Source organism: Sporolactobacillus sp. Y61, assembly GCF_040529185.1.
GTDB lineage: Bacteria > Bacillota > Bacilli > Bacillales > Sporolactobacillaceae > Sporolactobacillus.
Map to the genome: position 1 here is coordinate 2,561,795 of NZ_CP159510.1, position 15,378 is coordinate 2,577,172.

The 15,378-nt window shown below is 45.7% G+C and carries 20 protein-coding genes and 1 pseudogene; 1 reads left to right on the plus strand and 20 read right to left on the minus strand.

The genetic code is table 11. The features are described from left to right. Positions 1 to 2: 2 nt before the first annotated feature. From ABNN70_RS12135 to ABNN70_RS12230, 20 genes and pseudogenes are all read right to left on the minus strand, one after another. A complete protein-coding gene (locus ABNN70_RS12135) occupies positions 3 to 626 on the minus strand; it encodes a hypothetical protein (RefSeq protein ID WP_353947932.1) in 624 nt (207 codons plus the stop codon). 804 nt (positions 627 to 1,430) lie between these two features. After that, positions 1,431 to 2,315 (minus strand): polyprenyl synthetase family protein, encoded by an 885-nt coding sequence (locus ABNN70_RS12140; RefSeq protein WP_353947933.1) that lies wholly within the window; start codon positions 2,313 to 2,315, stop codon positions 1,431 to 1,433. Beyond that, a complete protein-coding gene (gene xseB / locus ABNN70_RS12145; protein ID WP_129930334.1) occupies positions 2,312 to 2,563 on the minus strand; it encodes an exodeoxyribonuclease VII small subunit in 252 nt (83 codons plus the stop codon). Before xseB ends, ABNN70_RS12140 begins: the two co-directional genes overlap by 4 nt. Then, positions 2,556 to 3,914: an exodeoxyribonuclease VII large subunit gene (gene xseA, locus ABNN70_RS12150; protein ID WP_353947934.1), complete on the minus strand. Its 1,359-nt coding sequence runs from the start codon at positions 3,912 to 3,914 to the stop codon at positions 2,556 to 2,558. Before xseA ends, xseB begins: the two co-directional genes overlap by 8 nt. After that, positions 3,911 to 4,768: a tetrahydrofolate dehydrogenase/cyclohydrolase catalytic domain-containing protein gene (locus tag ABNN70_RS12155; protein ID WP_129930332.1), complete on the minus strand. Its 858-nt coding sequence runs from the start codon at positions 4,766 to 4,768 to the stop codon at positions 3,911 to 3,913. The genes xseA and ABNN70_RS12155 overlap by 4 nt, the downstream gene beginning before the upstream one ends. 54 nt (positions 4,769 to 4,822) lie before the next feature. After that, positions 4,823 to 5,209: a transcription antitermination factor NusB gene (gene nusB / locus ABNN70_RS12160; RefSeq protein WP_129930331.1), complete on the minus strand. Its 387-nt coding sequence runs from the start codon at positions 5,207 to 5,209 to the stop codon at positions 4,823 to 4,825. Between the two features lie 184 nt (positions 5,210 to 5,393). Then, on the minus strand, positions 5,394 to 5,789 hold the full coding sequence (locus ABNN70_RS12165) for an Asp23/Gls24 family envelope stress response protein (RefSeq protein ID WP_129930330.1): 396 nt from the start codon (positions 5,787 to 5,789) through the stop codon (positions 5,394 to 5,396). Between the two features lie 18 nt (positions 5,790 to 5,807). Continuing rightward, positions 5,808 to 7,160 carry an acetyl-CoA carboxylase biotin carboxylase subunit gene (gene accC, locus ABNN70_RS12170; protein ID WP_353947935.1) on the minus strand — a complete coding sequence of 451 codons (1,353 nt, stop codon included), beginning with the start codon at positions 7,158 to 7,160 and terminating at the stop codon, positions 5,808 to 5,810. Positions 7,161 to 7,174: 14 nt separating this feature from the next. Next, on the minus strand, positions 7,175 to 7,651 hold the full coding sequence (gene accB, locus ABNN70_RS12175; RefSeq protein WP_129930328.1) for an acetyl-CoA carboxylase biotin carboxyl carrier protein: 477 nt from the start codon (positions 7,649 to 7,651) through the stop codon (positions 7,175 to 7,177). Positions 7,652 to 7,881: 230 nt separating this feature from the next. Next, positions 7,882 to 8,412, minus strand: a complete 531-nt coding sequence (locus ABNN70_RS12180; protein WP_129930327.1) for a SpoIIIAH-like family protein — start codon at positions 8,410 to 8,412, stop codon at positions 7,882 to 7,884. Positions 8,413 to 8,427: 15 nt separating this feature from the next. After that, on the minus strand, positions 8,428 to 9,084 hold the full coding sequence (gene spoIIIAG / locus ABNN70_RS12185) for a stage III sporulation protein AG (protein WP_240697360.1): 657 nt from the start codon (positions 9,082 to 9,084) through the stop codon (positions 8,428 to 8,430). Further along, positions 9,085 to 9,549, minus strand: a complete 465-nt coding sequence (locus ABNN70_RS12190) for a stage III sporulation protein AF (RefSeq protein ID WP_353949433.1) — start codon at positions 9,547 to 9,549, stop codon at positions 9,085 to 9,087. Continuing rightward, positions 9,546 to 9,728: a stage III sporulation protein AF gene (gene spoIIIAF / locus ABNN70_RS12195; protein ID WP_353947936.1), complete on the minus strand. Its 183-nt coding sequence runs from the start codon at positions 9,726 to 9,728 to the stop codon at positions 9,546 to 9,548. The genes ABNN70_RS12190 and spoIIIAF overlap by 4 nt, the downstream gene beginning before the upstream one ends. An 11-nt stretch (positions 9,729 to 9,739) precedes the next feature. Then, positions 9,740 to 10,926 (minus strand): annotated as a pseudogene (gene spoIIIAE / locus ABNN70_RS12200) (stage III sporulation protein AE). Positions 10,927 to 10,931: 5 nt separating this feature from the next. Next, complete coding sequence (gene spoIIIAD / locus ABNN70_RS12205) at positions 10,932 to 11,333, minus strand: stage III sporulation protein AD (RefSeq protein WP_129930324.1); 402 nt, start codon at positions 11,331 to 11,333, stop codon at positions 10,932 to 10,934. A 117-nt stretch (positions 11,334 to 11,450) separates the two neighbouring features. Beyond that, positions 11,451 to 11,654: a stage III sporulation protein AC gene (spoIIIAC, locus tag ABNN70_RS12210; RefSeq protein ID WP_129930323.1), complete on the minus strand. Its 204-nt coding sequence runs from the start codon at positions 11,652 to 11,654 to the stop codon at positions 11,451 to 11,453. A 30-nt stretch (positions 11,655 to 11,684) separates the two neighbouring features. Continuing rightward, positions 11,685 to 12,200, minus strand: a complete 516-nt coding sequence (gene spoIIIAB, locus ABNN70_RS12215; RefSeq protein ID WP_129930322.1) for a stage III sporulation protein SpoIIIAB — start codon at positions 12,198 to 12,200, stop codon at positions 11,685 to 11,687. Next, positions 12,197 to 13,147 carry a stage III sporulation protein AA gene (gene spoIIIAA / locus ABNN70_RS12220; RefSeq protein ID WP_256359838.1) on the minus strand — a complete coding sequence of 317 codons (951 nt, stop codon included), beginning with the start codon at positions 13,145 to 13,147 and terminating at the stop codon, positions 12,197 to 12,199. Before spoIIIAA ends, spoIIIAB begins: the two co-directional genes overlap by 4 nt. A 288-nt stretch (positions 13,148 to 13,435) precedes the next feature. Further along, complete coding sequence (gene efp, locus ABNN70_RS12225) at positions 13,436 to 13,993, minus strand: elongation factor P (RefSeq protein ID WP_129930321.1); 558 nt, start codon at positions 13,991 to 13,993, stop codon at positions 13,436 to 13,438. Positions 13,994 to 14,052: 59 nt separating this feature from the next. Beyond that, positions 14,053 to 14,562 (minus strand): YqhR family membrane protein, encoded by a 510-nt coding sequence (locus tag ABNN70_RS12230; protein WP_240697359.1) that lies wholly within the window; start codon positions 14,560 to 14,562, stop codon positions 14,053 to 14,055. A gap of 228 nt (positions 14,563 to 14,790) precedes the next feature. On the opposite strand from ABNN70_RS12230, the gene ABNN70_RS12235 reads away from it, so the two are divergent. Continuing rightward, the gene (locus ABNN70_RS12235; protein ID WP_353947937.1) at positions 14,791 to 15,327 is read left to right on the plus strand and encodes a DUF1385 domain-containing protein; all 537 of its coding nucleotides are present in this window, start codon (positions 14,791 to 14,793) and stop codon (positions 15,325 to 15,327) included. Positions 15,328 to 15,378: the final 51 nt, after the last annotated feature.

The window sequence follows — 15,378 nt, forward strand, 5'->3', positions numbered from 1 at the left end:
GATCACACGTCCTTTTTCCTCTTTTTTATCCTTGATTTACTGTTTCTTTTATCAAGGAAACGAAGGAGCGGAATATGAAGATGGTGCTCGATGAAATAGATAAAAAATCCGGCATGGTAAATGATATTTGTAGCATTTTTTATAGCAAATGATTTGCCCAGCGCTTTGACAAACACTGTAAGCGCCGCCACCATACATGTTATCACAACGGAGAGAACATACTCAACGATACCGCTGTCGACGCTGGATAGCAGGACCAGAATCTGCACAACCACGACTGAAGCCGCCGTACCACTGATGATTGAGCTGATATCGCCTATGACATCCGTACAAAATGTATTGACACGATCTGCATTTTTTGTCAGCCATACTGCATACCTTGCCCCTTTCATACCGTTTGAAGCCATAGAATGAAAAGGCGCTTCATCTGAAGCGGTAGCTGCTACGCCGATGATATCGAAAAAAAGGGCGATAAAAATAATCACAAGTACGACAATAGTGCCGGTAATCACATTTGAATCATGCAGCACTGCTGTTGAAATGATAGAAAAAATAGCCGCCAGCACTATCGTGATAACGGCTAAAGGTATTGCCCATTTCAGTGATTTTCTGAAATCATTCTTCATACACATTCGATCCGGATTTATTACTTACTGATTGCCCGGACCAATCGTCACATCCCTGATATTTATGGTATTCATGTCTGGAAAGTTTATGTAACGTGGAGGTCACCAGTGAAGTAAATGCTGCGGCTTAGGTCCAGTAGGTTTTCCCGTCAGATTACCTGATGTTGCCATACAGGCAGTTTCCTTTTAAAAACTGACCGTTGCCGTTGCCGGTCATCGAACTGGAACGCCACTCAGACCGCACTATAATCCTTCACTGATGCTGCATAGCGCAGACAGTCTAGGAGATTTCCTCAGGCACTCTTAAACCTTATTCTAGCCTCTTTTGCAGAATTGATTTCAAGCAAGCACACGCCAGGGTTGCCGGCCAAGCTAACCCGGGTTACGTGCTTCTATCCCCTCTTTTCCACTCAAGGCAGGCTACGCTGTTCGCTTTTCTTGAAAAAAGTACTAACGAAACAGGTTTTCCACTTGGTCATTGCCTAAAAGCAAACAACGTACGTGTCTCCACGGACGCAGGGTCATCGCCCACATGCCGTTGCGGATCGCCCTACATCCTTTACTCCCAGAATCAACCCAAGGCTGGGCGCCTTAAGCTGAAACCAGGAACTTCATCGATGTGCCCTTTGGCGGATTTTTAGCCCCGCCTTCAAATAAAGTGGAGTGACTAGAATACTGCACCACCATTTAACTTACACGATTAATTATATCATGATTAAAACCATATTTCAATTGTCAAATTGTGAAAGCCATTCTGCCCTCTGGAAAAATGGCTTCAGCAATCACTGAATTGCGCCTGTACTTTCAACTCGTCCTGTGCAGCAGGTACTCAGCGATTTCCTTCAGGCGCCCGTCAGCCATACCCGCTTCATTAAGATATCCTTTTGCTTTTTCAATATGGCTGGATAGCTGCTTCCTTGCCCCGTCCAGAGACAGCAGACTGACATACGTGTTCTTATGTTTTGCGAGATCACCGCCCACCTTTTTACCAAGCATTTTCTCATTACCCGTGATGTCCAGCAGATCATCACCAATTTGAAAGGCAATGCCCAGGTGATCGGCGTACCCGATCAGTGCATGAGACTGATCCGCCGACACTCCCGAAATCACTGCTGCTGCTTCGACAGGAAATCTGATAAGCCGTCCTGTTTTTCTTCGATGAACAGACATCAGCTCATCAATGGAAAGTACATGATCCTCAGCTTCAAGATCATCTTCCTGTCCGCCAACCATTCCTTCCGGACCGGCGGCACGGGCAAGAAGCCAGATCAGCCTGCTTTTCTCAGCATCTGACAATTCCGAATCAGATGAAATGATCTGAAAGGCGAAGGTCAGAAGTCCATCCCCGGCTAATATAGCTGTTGCTTCACCGAATCTCACATGATTGGTCGCAAACCCGCGCCTTAACTCATCATTGTCCATGGCAGGCAGATCATCATGGATCAATGAATAAGTATGTATCATTTCAAGGGCAATGGCAGGATACAGACCGGTTTCCTTTTTCTTTCCAAGAGATTCCAGCGTGGCAAAGAGCAGCATTGGCCGAAACCTCTTCCCTCCGGCCGTCAAAGAATAAATCATTGACTCTTTTAATCTCTCTGTAATTTGAGTCCGACTAAGTTCCCTGGTAAGAAAGGGATCAAACCATGATTTAATATCTGCCATATATTCCTTCAGAGTTCGACTCATTGCTGATCGTCCTCTCGTAACGTAAAGGGTTTCGACTCACCATCGCTGCTGATCATCTGATCCATTTTTTTGCTTACAGATTCAAGCTTGTCGTGGCATATCTTTGAGAGAGCCATTCCTTCCTGAAACAAATCAATGGCTTTTTCCAGTGGTACATCATTCTCTTCAAGCTTTGTCACAATTTGTTCAAGATGTTCCATGGCTTCTTCAAAGGTGGGTGCATGCTCCTTATGCTCTTCTTCACTCATTTTTCTCAGCCTCCTCTATACCCCATATCTGACAATCAATATTTCCGTCACGTAGCCTGACAGATAACGGATCTCCAGGCGAAACATCCTTTACCGATCTCACCAGATGTTTATCCTGATCATACACGATACTATATCCCCGCGCCATCACTTTAAGCGGGCTCAGGGCATTTAACTGCAAAACCATGTGTTCATAAGCCGACTGCCTGGTCTTCCGGTAGTGATCTGCAGAGCGAATGAGCTGAGCCGTACGATCAGACAGAATCTTATGTGCACGCGCAATCAGTTCGTTCGGACGATCTTTCTCAAGCAGACGATCCAGGACATTCAACCTGTCTCCATACTGACTGGTCAGCCTGCTTCCCGCCCTTTTCATCCTTTCAAACAGGCGGTCATGCTCCTGTGCCTTTTGTAATATCAGTTGTCCAGGGTATCTGAAAGCATAGGATTTATTTAACCTGCTGAGTCTCTCCTTCTCCCGGATTAATTTATTTTGCAGAGCTCTTTGAATTCTGGTAAACAATTGGTCTATCCGTCTTTCGAGTTCCCTGACATCGGGTACTGCAAACTCACCGGCTGCTGTAGGTGTTGGCGCACGTTTATCTGCCACAAAGTCAGCGATTGTAAAATCTGTTTCGTGCCCTACAGCCGAAATAACAGGAAGTCTGGACTGGAATATCGCCCGTGCAACGATTTCTTCATTGAAAGCCCATAAATCTTCGATAGAACCGCCGCCCCGGCCGACTATCAAGAGATCAAGTGCCCTCATCTGATTTGCTCTGGTGATGGCTGAAGCAATCGAAGGAGCCGCATCAGCTCCCTGAACCAGGACCGGAAAAAGAGTGATGCGTGCGGCCGGGAATCTGCGTTTGATTGTTGTAAAGAGATCGCGTACGGCTGCTCCTGTTGGAGAAGTGATGATACCAATTTCGTAAGCGACAGGCGGAATAACCTTTTTATGAGCTTCCTCAAACAGGCCCTCAGTCTGCAATTTTCGCTTTAATGCTTCATATGCAAGAAACAGTCGGCCAAGCCCGTCCTGCTCCATCTGGCGAATATAAATCTGATATTCACCATAAGGTTCGTAAAGAGAAATTGAGCCGTGGACAAGCACTTTCATTCCGTCTTTCGGTTCAAAGTTGAGATGTCTTGCACTGCTGGCAAACATAACGGCTCTGATTCTGGCATTCTTATCCTTCAGAGTTAAATAGAGATGTCCCCTGGAGTGTCGCTTAAAATTAGAAATTTCACCTTTCAGCCACACTTCCTGAAGTGCTCTGTCTGACTCAAGCATCTGCCTGATATAACGTGTCAGTCTGGTTACGCTGATATATTTATCGTTTTCTATCATATCGGATCATTATCCTTGATTAATTTTTCAGCAGCTTTCAGTGTATTTGCGAGGAGCATCGCCCGGGTCACGGGACCGACTCCTCCCGGTACAGGGGTAATAAATCCTGCCTTCTTGCTTGCTTCTGAAAACGCGACGTCGCCGACCCATTTTCCATCCTTATTGCGGTTCATTCCAACGTCGATAACCACCGCCCCGGGTTTAATATCTTCTGCCCCTATCAGTCCCGCATGTCCTGTTGCGACGACGAGAATATCTCCCTGTTTTGTATAATCAGAGAGCGACGTCGTCTTTGAATGGCAAATTGTAACTGTCGCATCCAGATTCAGAAAAAGGAGGGAGGCGGGCTTTCCGACAATAAGGCTTCTTCCGACGATCACGACATGTTTACCGGCAACAGGGACATGAACTGCTTTTAACACCTCCATAATGGCAGCTGACGTACAAGGTGTAAAAGTCTCCTGTCCGGCAAAAAGCCGTCCCCTGTTGACCGGATGAGATCCGTCCACATCCTTGGACGGTCTGATCGCGCGAACGACCTTCTGTCCGGAAATATGATCCGGCAGAGGACGCTGTACAAGTATTCCATGAATATCATCACGTTCGTTCAGTTCATGGATTTTGTCAAGCACTTCCTGCTCCGAAACAGTGACCGGGAAGTGGATAAAATCTGAATGGAAGCCTGCCTGTCTGCAGTCTCTGCTTTTTCCTTTTATGTAGGATCTGGAAGCCGGATCATCACCGACAAGAATAACAGCCAGTCCAGGAACAATCCCCAACTTTCTAACGCTTTCCCTGATCGCACGTTTTTTCTCTGCCGCTATTTTCTTTCCGTCAATCCGTTTTGCGGTCATTTCGATCCCCCTCCCTTCAGTCCTTCAAATCCAGACCTGTCTCCTTGTTTCTGATCATTCTTTGGAGATATGAGATAATATGCCGTTAACAAATCGTCTTGATTGTTCATCACTGTACGTCCGGCAAAGCTCTACAGCTTCGTTAATCGTAACGGTGTCTGGTATATCATCAAAATAACGAAGCTCACAGACAGCAAGGCGTAAAATGGTCCGATCCATATTTCCAAGCCGGTCGAATGACCAGTTGACAAGGTTTTTGGAAATAATCGAGTCAATATCATTCAAGTGATTCAGCGTCTTGTCAAGCAATTGATTCACAAACGGATCCAGCGGAATATCATTCTCATTAACGGCCCTGACAGCGGTACTTCGTTCCGTACCGCTTACTTCCATCTGGAAGAGTACCTTCAATGCCGTTTCTCTGGCCTGTCTTCGATTCATCAAAATCCCTCTTTCACTGGCGTATCGACTTACTTTTAATGGCTATATCAGATTCAGAGATCTCTGCAAAAGTCTGTCTGGAATCTGTTTATTAAGATGACCTGATCCTCTTTCAGGCAGTACGCTTATCAGTTCACATAAATTCAAAAGCAAAGGGGGTTCATGTGATCTGCCCCTCTGCTTCTCAGTCTGTCCCGGAGTTTTTTCCCGCCTTTGACTCAAAATGTACACCAACGACATGGATGTTAATTTCGTGAACATCCAGCGCTGTCATCCGTTTCAGAGCCCGGGCAATATTGTCCTGTACCTGCTCGGCAACTTTTGGGATCGAAACACCGAAATTAATCGTAAGCTGTACATCGATCACAATCCCGTCCTCAGTCAGATCCACTTTAACGCCCTTGCCATATTTTTTACCGCTTAGTTTCTCAACGACCCCGCCGTGTGTATCTCCGACACCGACAACTTCTATTGCAGCCAGACCGGCAATGATCTGAATCACTTCAGGAGAAATTTCAATCTTTCCAAGATCTCCCTGCAGCTTCTCTGCATCAATCAGCTGATTTTCTTTTTCCGGCATAGAATGACACCTCCATGATTATTCCTCATCAGTGAGCGGATAAGTTTTTAAAAATCTCGTGTTGAACTTTCCACTTACGAAAACAGGATGATTTAACAGACGCAGATGAAATGGAATGGTTGTATGAATACCTTCAATGACATATTCTCCAAGCGCACGCTTCATAATCGCGATGGCATCCTCTCTTGTTTTTCCATACGTCATCACTTTAGCCACCATCGAGTCATAATAAGGTGGGATGAAGTATCCCTGATACACTGCGGAATCAACGCGTACACCCGGACCACCCGGCGGCAGATAAGTCTCCACCCTTCCACAGGAGGGCATAAAGTTCTGGTCAGGATTTTCAGCGTTGATTCTGCACTCGATCGCGTGACCTGAAAGATGAACATCTTCCTGTTTTATCGTCAAAGGTTCTCCGGAGGCAATCCGGATCTGTTCCTTTATTAAATCTATGCCTGTCACATATTCCGTAACGCCATGTTCTACCTGAATCCGTGTGTTCATTTCCATGAAGTAAAAAGAACCGTCCGGCTCATAGATGAATTCGATGGTTCCGGCGCCACAGTAATGAACAGCTTTTGCCGCACGGACAGCCGCCCGTCCCATCTCCTGCCGTTTTGCTTCAGTAAGTGCCGGGGACGGTGATTCTTCCAGAAGTTTCTGCAGACGTCTTTGAATAGTACAATCGCGTTCACCCAGATGGATCACATGCCCGTGCCCGTCAGCAAGAACCTGGATTTCAACGTGCCGGAAATTCTCAATATACTTTTCAATATATAGTCCCGGGTTACCGAAAGACGTATCCGCTTCCTGCCGGGTAACGGCAATACCATTCTTGAGTTCCTTCTCATTACGTGCAACCCGGATCCCTTTACCGCCACCACCTGCTGTGGCTTTAATCAGTACCGGATAACCAATATCTGAAGCAATTTTCACACCATCTTCCACGCTGTTAATGACTCCGTTTGATCCCGGAACAACGGGAACCCCCGCTTCTTTCATGGTTTGTTTTGCGACATCCTTTATCCCCATTTTGCTTATGGCTTCGGAAGAAGGTCCGATGAAAATCAGATTGCATTCCTCACACATTTCTGCAAAATCGGCATTTTCGGACAGGAACCCGTATCCGGGATGAACCGCATCACAACCCGTCAATGAAGCGATACTGATCAGGCTGGTGTAGTTCAGATAACTGTCCTTTGGCGCATTCGGCCCAATACAGTATGCCTCATCTGCCAGCTGAACATGAAGCGCATCCTTGTCCGCCTGAGAATAGACAGCAACGGTTTCAATATTCAATTCTTTACATGCACGGATAATTCTAACCGCAATTTCTCCTCTGTTTGCAACAAGTACTTTTTTTATCATAGATAACCGGCTCCTTAATCTTCTTTGACCAGGAACAGCGGCTGACCATATTCAACGAGCTGACCGTCTTCAGCCAGAACATCAACGATGGTCCCCTTGCACTCGGCTTCTATTTCATTAAAGAGTTTCATCGCTTCAACGATACAGACCACTGTTTTTTTATCAACTTTTGATCCCTTTTTAACAAAAGGATCAGAGTCCGGTGAAGATGAGGTATAAAAAGTGCCGACCATGGGTGAAGTGATCTTGTGCAGACTTTCATCCTGATCAGCCTGATTATCTTTTGCAGGGGCACCGGCCGCAGGCTGAGAAATCTGTGCACCCGAAGATTGTGTGGTAACAGGCTGGACAGTCTGCAGAGCTGTCGTTTCCCGGCGGCTGCCCGGTTTACGCAGTACCAGTTTTCCCTTTTCAGACTCAATTTTAAGCTCGTTGATTGAAGATGAATCTATCTCCTTTATCAAGGCTTTAATATCATCGATACTAAACAAATCAAGCACTCCTTTTTCCCATCAGCATTTAGAATTTATTATACCATAACGCGATCGAAATCATTTCCGACAGCATCCGGCGGCCGGCTTGCTTTAGCAGGCTCTAAAAATAAATAGAATCAGAGACTGTCGCAATATCTGCGACAGTCTCTATTGTAACTGATTCCGTTCAAAAAATCTTCATAAATCCGGTGATCATCAGCGCGTTGCACAGCCCCCTCATCGGACGACTATTTTTTATTTAATGCATAACTGACACTGACCACTCTGCCTGTTCCTAAATATTCATTTGCCAGTCTGATCACCTCATTCGCCTGTTTTCCTGTCAGTTTATCAGCCATAACAAAAATCTGAACCTGACTTCCTTTCGTTGTCACAACAGCATCTTCAAAACCTTTCGACTGAATGACATCCTCAAGTACCCGCTCGTTATTTGCCAGAGTATTCAGTGCCTGCATGTCATCATAAGCTGCGCTGACTTCTTCAGCACTGCTTTTCTCAGAAGCGATGACGCTCTCATATTTTTCCTGTGCCCGGCTTCGTTCATCAGCCTTATCCAGCTGGAGCTGACCGAGTTTATCTTCGGTTACCCGCGCAGCAGACGCCCCTTTGTCTTGATTCGTTGACGCCTGTTCAGTGGATGCCGGATCTGAATCTGCCATTTTATCATCACTCTGTCCGGGAGCGGTTAATGCATAGACCGAAAGAACAACAATCAGGCTGAGCATCGTTAATAGCCAAACCGTCTGCTTTTTTAACATTTCTTACCTTCCTCCTTATTCACTCTTCTGTAACACTTTAACTTTATAGGTTGGAATGTCCAGTACCGTGGCGACGGCCTCCATGATTTCAGCTCGTACCGAGGGGCGGTCAGCGCCTCGGGCAACAACAATCACGCCGCGGACGGCAGGCTGCTCTTTCCCGATGACAACAGGTTCCTTACTGCCGTTATTGTCGATCATCACCACCTGGCTGTCCTCATTTTGCTCGTCAACGTGTCTTGTCCCGCCTTTTTGATCATTTTCAACGGTCTGGTTCTCCTGTGTCTTTATATTGTTTTGATAAATATTCTTTTCAGTGGAGGAAAAAGAGACCATCACAGAAACTTCGGAAACATCCTTTATTTGTTCCAGGATATTTTTCAGGTTCTGATTCATATAGGATTCATATTCAGCCATGGGAACTTCCTTTTTCCCGCCGGTCTTTATTTCCGACAGTTTTCCGGCATCCTGGCTGCTGAAAACCTGACGGCTGTTATCCTGTCCGGTATCTTCAGGTGCGGACATCAGACGATTGCCAAGCAGCAGCGCGACCCCGACCATGGCAAGAAGCACGAACTTGACCAATAATGATTTCTGCTTCTTTTCCTTTTTTCCGCCGGTCTCCTTAAATGCTGTTAATTGTTTTTTCAATAAGTTGAGCAACCGCCGCACTTATGTCCCTCCTTCCATGCGGAGCGAAATGAATTTTTTATCCATCTCCCACCGCCCGGCAAGAAAAGAGAGGATTCTGCTGTTGTCTACAGATTCTTGTCCACTTCCGGAATCAGAGGTGTCCTTCGGCTCAACAGCTACTGTAACTTCTTCAATCGGTCTGACCGGCTGCTCATGCTCACCACCGGTAGCTGTGTGGTTCTTCTCCGGATCTGCCTGTTCAAGAAAAACCTCTGCACTGGAGATGGAAACCTCTCTGTTTTTCGATTGTTCGACCGATAGATTAATATGATGTATTTGTACGCCGTATGTCTCAATCAACTCCTCCTGTACCCGGCTTTTCAATTGAACGGCCACCTGTTCTTGAATATATGCAGCCTGTCCTTCTTCTATATCTTTTTTTTGCAGGGCTGTTTCATTTTTTATTTCCTTTCCTATCTCTGAGGAGCCTATATCACGTATCAGAGTCCCGGATCGATCTGAAACAGCTTCATCACCGGATCAAGCAGGACAACGATCAGGACAAGTCCGACAACGAGTTTTACATATTTCTGAAATCCTCCGGAAGGAAGCAGAATTTCGAGAATAACAGCAAACAGAACGATCAGGACAAGCTGGGAGATCCAGCCGGAAAGATAACTCATGGCTTACCTCCTTAACGCACCATCAGTGACAGGTTGCCTGATGTGATAATAATCGTCAGTGCGAGAAAGAACATAAGTGAAACAACAGCCAGAGAGGCAAACAGATAAAACAGACATTTAGCCATAATATCCAGGCAATCGGTGACTGCTCCTTTCCCAAGCGGCTGTAATACTGCCGAAGCGACATTGTAAATAAAAGCCAGTGCCAGTACCTTGAGCAGAGGAAATGCAGTAATACAGAACAGGATCAGCAGTCCGGCAATGCCAACCGTATTCTTCAAAAGGACTGATGCGCCAATAACCGTATCTGCAGCTTCGGTAAACATCCTGCCCACAATGGGAAGAAAGTTTGCTGTGAAAAACTTGGCAGATTTAACCAGTAATCCATCAGATATGGCTGCAGCAGCCCCTGAACCGACATGACCCCAAGAAACACGGCAAAAAAAGAGGCAAGTGTGAACAAGGCGATGTTTTTAAGCAGGGCACTGAGTTTGGTCAGCTTGTACTGATCAGAAAGCGTACTGACAATTCCAAGAAGAGCAGACATAAAAAGCAGCGGGAGAATAATCATGGACACCAGCCAGCCGGATGCATTAACAAGAAAGAGGATTAAAGGATGGAAGAATGCGACTGAAGCAACACCTCCTGCCGCAGCTGTCATCCCGAATATCAACGGGATCAGGGCAACAAGAAAATGGCTCATCATGCGAACGGTGTCGCTGGTATAACTGATGGCCAGTCTGAAGCTGTTTAACAGCAGAACAAGAAGAACGAGCGTAATCACAATATAAGCCACTTTTGAAACGGTTTTATTTTCAAAGGCTGATTGAAGGGTATTCAGCAATGAGGCAAAAACAGATAATAAGATCAGAGTGCCGAGTAATTTACTGGTGACAATGACTTCATCCAGAAAAAAATTCAGAAGACCTTCGAACAGTTTATTCAGGAATCCCTTTTTGTCCGATTGAACAAATTGTTTAAAATCCGGGTTTGTCTCCGGCAGAAACCCATCGTAATCAGTGATGATCTGACTCCAGTATTTATCGATTTCTCCCGTATCTATGTTGTTTAATTGTTCATCTGACCATTGTTGTAAAGATGGGTCTTCTTTTGCCTCAGCAGGCGCAGGTTGCATGATGGTGATGGCTGCCGCAAACGCGATTAATAATCCCGGGAGCACGGAGCGACTGTATTTCATGTTCCTCACATGCCTCCTATCTGTGGCATCATGTTCACTACGGTCTCAATAATTGCCGTCAAAATCGGGATCGCCATGACCAGAATCAGGATTTTTCCTGCCAGCTCTATTTTCCCGGCAAGCGCATTCTGACCGGCATCTTTGGCAATCTGAATGGAAAATTCGGCAATGTAGGCGATACCGATTATTTTCAGAACCGTTGCCACATAAGCCCCGTTGAGGTGTGCAGTAACAGCCATTTTCCTTAACATGTCCAGAACCAGTCTGATCTGGTCGATCAGCATGATAAAAATAAAAGTACCGACAATCACGGAAAGCAGCAGAGCGAAGACCGGATTTTTCTCTTTCAGAACAAGGGCAAGAAATGTTGCAGCCAGTCCAAGCCCGGCAATTTGCAATATATCCATGATATGGCCTTATAAATAAACCGCATCGTTATTTTCAATCATGTTATTCACCTCTGAATCTGCCCTTAGAACATGTCTATGCCTGTCCCGAAATAATATAACAACGGCAGAATGCAGCTACAGAAACAGAAAAACATTCTTTATTTTTTCAAACAGGTCGTCAATCATCGTTGCAGCCATATATAAGATAACGACAAATCCAATCAGAGTAACCCACTGAGCCCAGTCGTCTTTTCCCATCTGTTTCAGAACCGTCTGGATCATCGCCACAATGATCCCTATTCCTGCTATTTGAAAGATGGTATTCACATCAAGGGACATGTTATCTCTCCTCCGTCGGTTCTGATGTTTTCAGATAAACATAAGCGCCAGCAAGAGACCTGACAAAAAGCCAAGGCTTCTGGCCATTTTCTCATTAGCCGATTGCGCCGCCCTTGCTTCCGATTCCTGCCGCCTGAGATGGGCGAGCGCAAGATGGATATGCTTTTGCTGGTTATCTGCGTCTTCGTTACCCAGTGTGGTGCCAAACTGAAGCAGGATTTCTTTCTCACTTTTCTTCAGCGCTGTATCCAACCAATATTCTTCCAAAGCTTTCGTCCAGGACTCACGAAGGGACAGGCCAGCCTCCTGTAAATTTTTTCTCAGGCTGCTGAAATAACTTCCGACAGGATCCGGTAATTGTCCTGCCAGGTGCTCTGCAAGTTCAGCTACCGGAACGCGGCCATAAACGATTTCCGCTTCTATAGACTGAAGCGCAGACATCCATTGACGAATTTCTTTAGGCCTTGCCCGGAAGCGGGAGGCAATCAGCATGCCCGCCCCGGTCGAGGCGGCAATAATCATCAGTGAACCCATTATCCAAATCATTGCCAAACCTCCTGCACAGCAGATAAGGGTTTAAAAGCCTTATCATAGAGAGTCAGGCGGCAACCGGATGCTCCTGCTTTCATCTTTCTGGAAAGCTGAATATAACGGTCAAACAGGTGCTGATCGAGCAGTGAACGAAAAGAGGGTCTTCTTTTCAGCTGCATCAGAGAAGAACTGTGTGCTGTAGCGATCACAGCAACGCCGGCATTCATGGCTTCAAACAATGCCTCCGTATCCTCCTGTCTGCCGATTTCATCGACGATCAGTACCTCCGGGCTCATTGATCTGATCAGCATCATCATACCCTCTGCTTTCGGACAGGCATCTAAAACATCAACACGGACACCTAATCTATTTTGCGGGACGCCCTGGATACAGCCGGCAATTTCTGATCGTTCATCAACAATACCCGTTTTTTTGGCTTCAATGTATCTGGCAGGTATTCCCTCACTGATAATCCGTGCAAGATCACGCAGCAATGTGGTTTTTCCAGTCTGCGGAGCACCGATAATTAAGGTGCTGAGCCAGCTTCCCTTCTGATAAAGAAAAGGGACAAGTGGCAGTGCTGCTCCGATTTTCTGCCTGGCAAGTCTGATATTGAAACACGTAACATCCCTGATTCTCAGAACATGTCCATTCTGTGTGATGACCCTGCCTGCCAGACCCACCCGGTGCCCGCCGCTGATCGTCACATAGCCCCTCTTCAGTTCTTCATCGAGAGCATACAATGAATAATTTCCCATTTTCTGCAGCATTTCTTTCGCCTGGGTTAATGATAATACCGGCAATACACCTTCATCCGGATGCCAGACTTTGCCGGAGACAATCAGCTCAAGCGGACGTCCGGCACGGCAGCGTATCTCCTCCAGCAGGGCAAGTTGCTCAACAGGCATACATGTAATGACTTTCTGAAATGGCTCAGGCAAAAATGGAATAATTTCTTTCACAGTGATCCCCCGGTCCCCTTGCAGGATATTTCTGGCTATTGATAAATATATGCCTGCCTGTCCGCCTTATGAATACGTACAACGGAAAAAAGTGCACAAAAAAAGCACCTACTAAAAGTAAGGTGCAAAGAGAAAGTGAAATCGCAAAGAGAAAGTGAAATCCCCCACTGATTGTCAGTTGGACCCATCGAGCTGCTGCGAGCAGTGATCCCCAACCGGCCTGTTCGTTTCCCCTCATGACCCCGGGGTGATACTGCCCGTCAATACGGGATAAATCTGTCCATTCGGTCAGGCTCTTGATACATAGAGACCAGAGCGTGTATCAATAATCAGCTTGTCCCCCTGGTTAACAAAAAACGGAACATTTACCACGTAACCCGTTTCAAGTGTAGCCGGTTTTGAACCTCCCGACGCTGTATCTCCCTTAATCCCCGGCTCCGTCTCAGCAACTTCGAGGACAACCGTATTCGGAAGAACCACACCGAGTGTCTCTCCCTGATACGACTGAATATTAACTTCCATGTTCTCTTTTAAAAAGTTGAGCTGTTCCTGAATCTGGCTCTTGTCAAGATCCAGCTGTTCAAATGTATTCATATCCATAAACGTATACGTATCCCCGCTTGAATACAGATACTGCATTTTCCGGTTATCAATGTGGGCTGTATTTACTTTTTCGCCGCCTCGGAAAGTTTTTTCCTGAATCGCCCCTGTTCTCAGGTTTCTCAGCTTTGAACGAACAAAAGCCGCACCCTTCCCCGGCTTGACATGCTGGAATTCAATGACAGAGAGAATATCTCCATCCACTTCAATGGTTAACCCTGTTCGAAAATCATTTACTGAAATCATGGTTGTCCTCCTTTAACATACCGCACAAACCAAAACACTGATCCAATTTTACCACAGCACTAATTATTTGAATAGTTCTCTCTACCTGAATTTTCCTGTATCATGAAAGCGATTGAGTATCCGATAAACAGCCCGTAAAGAATGAACAGACACAGGGTTGTTGTGCATGTATTCCAGCCCAGCCGGTAGAAAACAGGCAGTCCTCTGAGCCATGGTTTCAGGACGATAAACACAAGTCCCCAAAGCAGTACACCCGTCCCGATACCTGCCCAAATTGATTTCAAACGACTTAGAGTGAATCGATAAATTAGGGCAAAGGGAACGGACAGAACGCTGATTCCCGCAACCGCAAGAAACTGCCCGCCTGTCCCGTTTCTCCAGGCACCGGGCGGGAATGGGGAAAATAATAAAGACGGACCTATCGAAGTAAAATTAAGAAGATAACAGATTAAAGCGACAAACCCCCATATCAGACCGCCAAAAAAACCGATCACAGCTGATCTTCCCAGTGATTTTCCCGCCTTTTTCATTGTACCATCTTTCTTTTTCTTTCGTACTTTTCTCGCCACAATGACACCCTCCGATGATCATTCTACACATTCAGTATACCCGAAATGCCCCATGAATTTTCTGAAGTCAGAATCCTGTTCAGAAAACGAATATGATGCGGAAAAGTTTTATCAAAAAATCGTTCAGTTTCCTAGAGGTTTTCAGGTTATTCGGGTAGAATATAAAGTAAGTAGATAACAAATAATGAAGTGCATTTGAAATGCAGATAAAGGCAGGGCAGATGAGTCATGTCAGAACATGTTCCGGTATATGGTGGTCAGGCAGTTATTGAGGGTGTCATGATGGGCGGAAAGTACACCACGGTAACTGCTGTTCGCAGAAAAGACCATTCAGTATCTTATTATGAGTGTCCGAAAGAAGACAATCCTTCTTTGAATACCCTAAAAAAAATACCAATTATTCGAGGTATCGTTGCCATCCTCGAAGCCAGTGGAATAGGAACAAAGCATCTTAACTTTGCATCTGAGGTTTACGATGCAGATCCGGCTGAGGATGGTATCCGTGCAGTTCAGAAGGATGAGAAAAAAAAGCGAAGCCTGAGTACTATTCTCGGACTTACTGCGATCGGTATTCTTACCTTTCTTTTTTCGAAATTCGTATTCACACTTGTTCCGGCCGTTGTTGCCAGTTTTTTCGAACCGCTGATCAGCAGTAATACGGGCCAGGTTCTTCTTGAAGGCTTATTTAAAATTATTCTGCTCATTGGCTATATTTACCTAGTTTATTCACAGAATTTCTCCAAAACGCTCAGATGCTTGATCTGATCACTTTTCTCGATTACACCCTGTGCATGAAAAAAGTGCACGCAAAAAGGA

What these genes read in the sequence shown, in the direction of transcription:
- xseA (WP_353947934.1), bottom strand. Translation starts at nt 3,914, where the DNA reads ATGATAGAAAACGATAAATATATCAGCGTAACCAGACTGACACGTTAT.
- ABNN70_RS12235 (WP_353947937.1), top strand. Translation starts at nt 14,791, where the DNA reads ATGTCAGAACATGTTCCGGTATATGGTGGTCAGGCAGTTATTGAGGGT.
- spoIIIAD (WP_129930324.1), bottom strand. Translation starts at nt 11,333, where the DNA reads ATGGATATATTGCAAATTGCCGGGCTTGGACTGGCTGCAACATTTCTT.
- accC (WP_353947935.1), bottom strand. Translation starts at nt 7,160, where the DNA reads ATGATAAAAAAAGTACTTGTTGCAAACAGAGGAGAAATTGCGGTTAGA.
- ABNN70_RS12180 (WP_129930327.1), bottom strand. Translation starts at nt 8,412, where the DNA reads ATGTTAAAAAAGCAGACGGTTTGGCTATTAACGATGCTCAGCCTGATT.
- nusB (WP_129930331.1), bottom strand. Translation starts at nt 5,209, where the DNA reads ATGAATCGAAGACAGGCCAGAGAAACGGCATTGAAGGTACTCTTCCAG.
- spoIIIAC (WP_129930323.1), bottom strand. Translation starts at nt 11,654, where the DNA reads ATGTCCCTTGATGTGAATACCATCTTTCAAATAGCAGGAATAGGGATC.
- ABNN70_RS12165 (WP_129930330.1), bottom strand. Translation starts at nt 5,789, where the DNA reads ATGCCGGAAAAAGAAAATCAGCTGATTGATGCAGAGAAGCTGCAGGGA.
- ABNN70_RS12140 (WP_353947933.1), bottom strand. Translation starts at nt 2,315, where the DNA reads ATGAGTCGAACTCTGAAGGAATATATGGCAGATATTAAATCATGGTTT.
- xseB (WP_129930334.1), bottom strand. Translation starts at nt 2,563, where the DNA reads ATGAGTGAAGAAGAGCATAAGGAGCATGCACCCACCTTTGAAGAAGCC.
- ABNN70_RS12135 (WP_353947932.1), bottom strand. Translation starts at nt 626, where the DNA reads ATGAAGAATGATTTCAGAAAATCACTGAAATGGGCAATACCTTTAGCC.
- ABNN70_RS12155 (WP_129930332.1), bottom strand. Translation starts at nt 4,768, where the DNA reads ATGACCGCAAAACGGATTGACGGAAAGAAAATAGCGGCAGAGAAAAAA.
- spoIIIAF (WP_353947936.1), bottom strand. Translation starts at nt 9,728, where the DNA reads ATGAGTTATCTTTCCGGCTGGATCTCCCAGCTTGTCCTGATCGTTCTG.
- efp (WP_129930321.1), bottom strand. Translation starts at nt 13,993, where the DNA reads ATGATTTCAGTAAATGATTTTCGAACAGGGTTAACCATTGAAGTGGAT.
- spoIIIAB (WP_129930322.1), bottom strand. Translation starts at nt 12,200, where the DNA reads ATGATTTGGATAATGGGTTCACTGATGATTATTGCCGCCTCGACCGGG.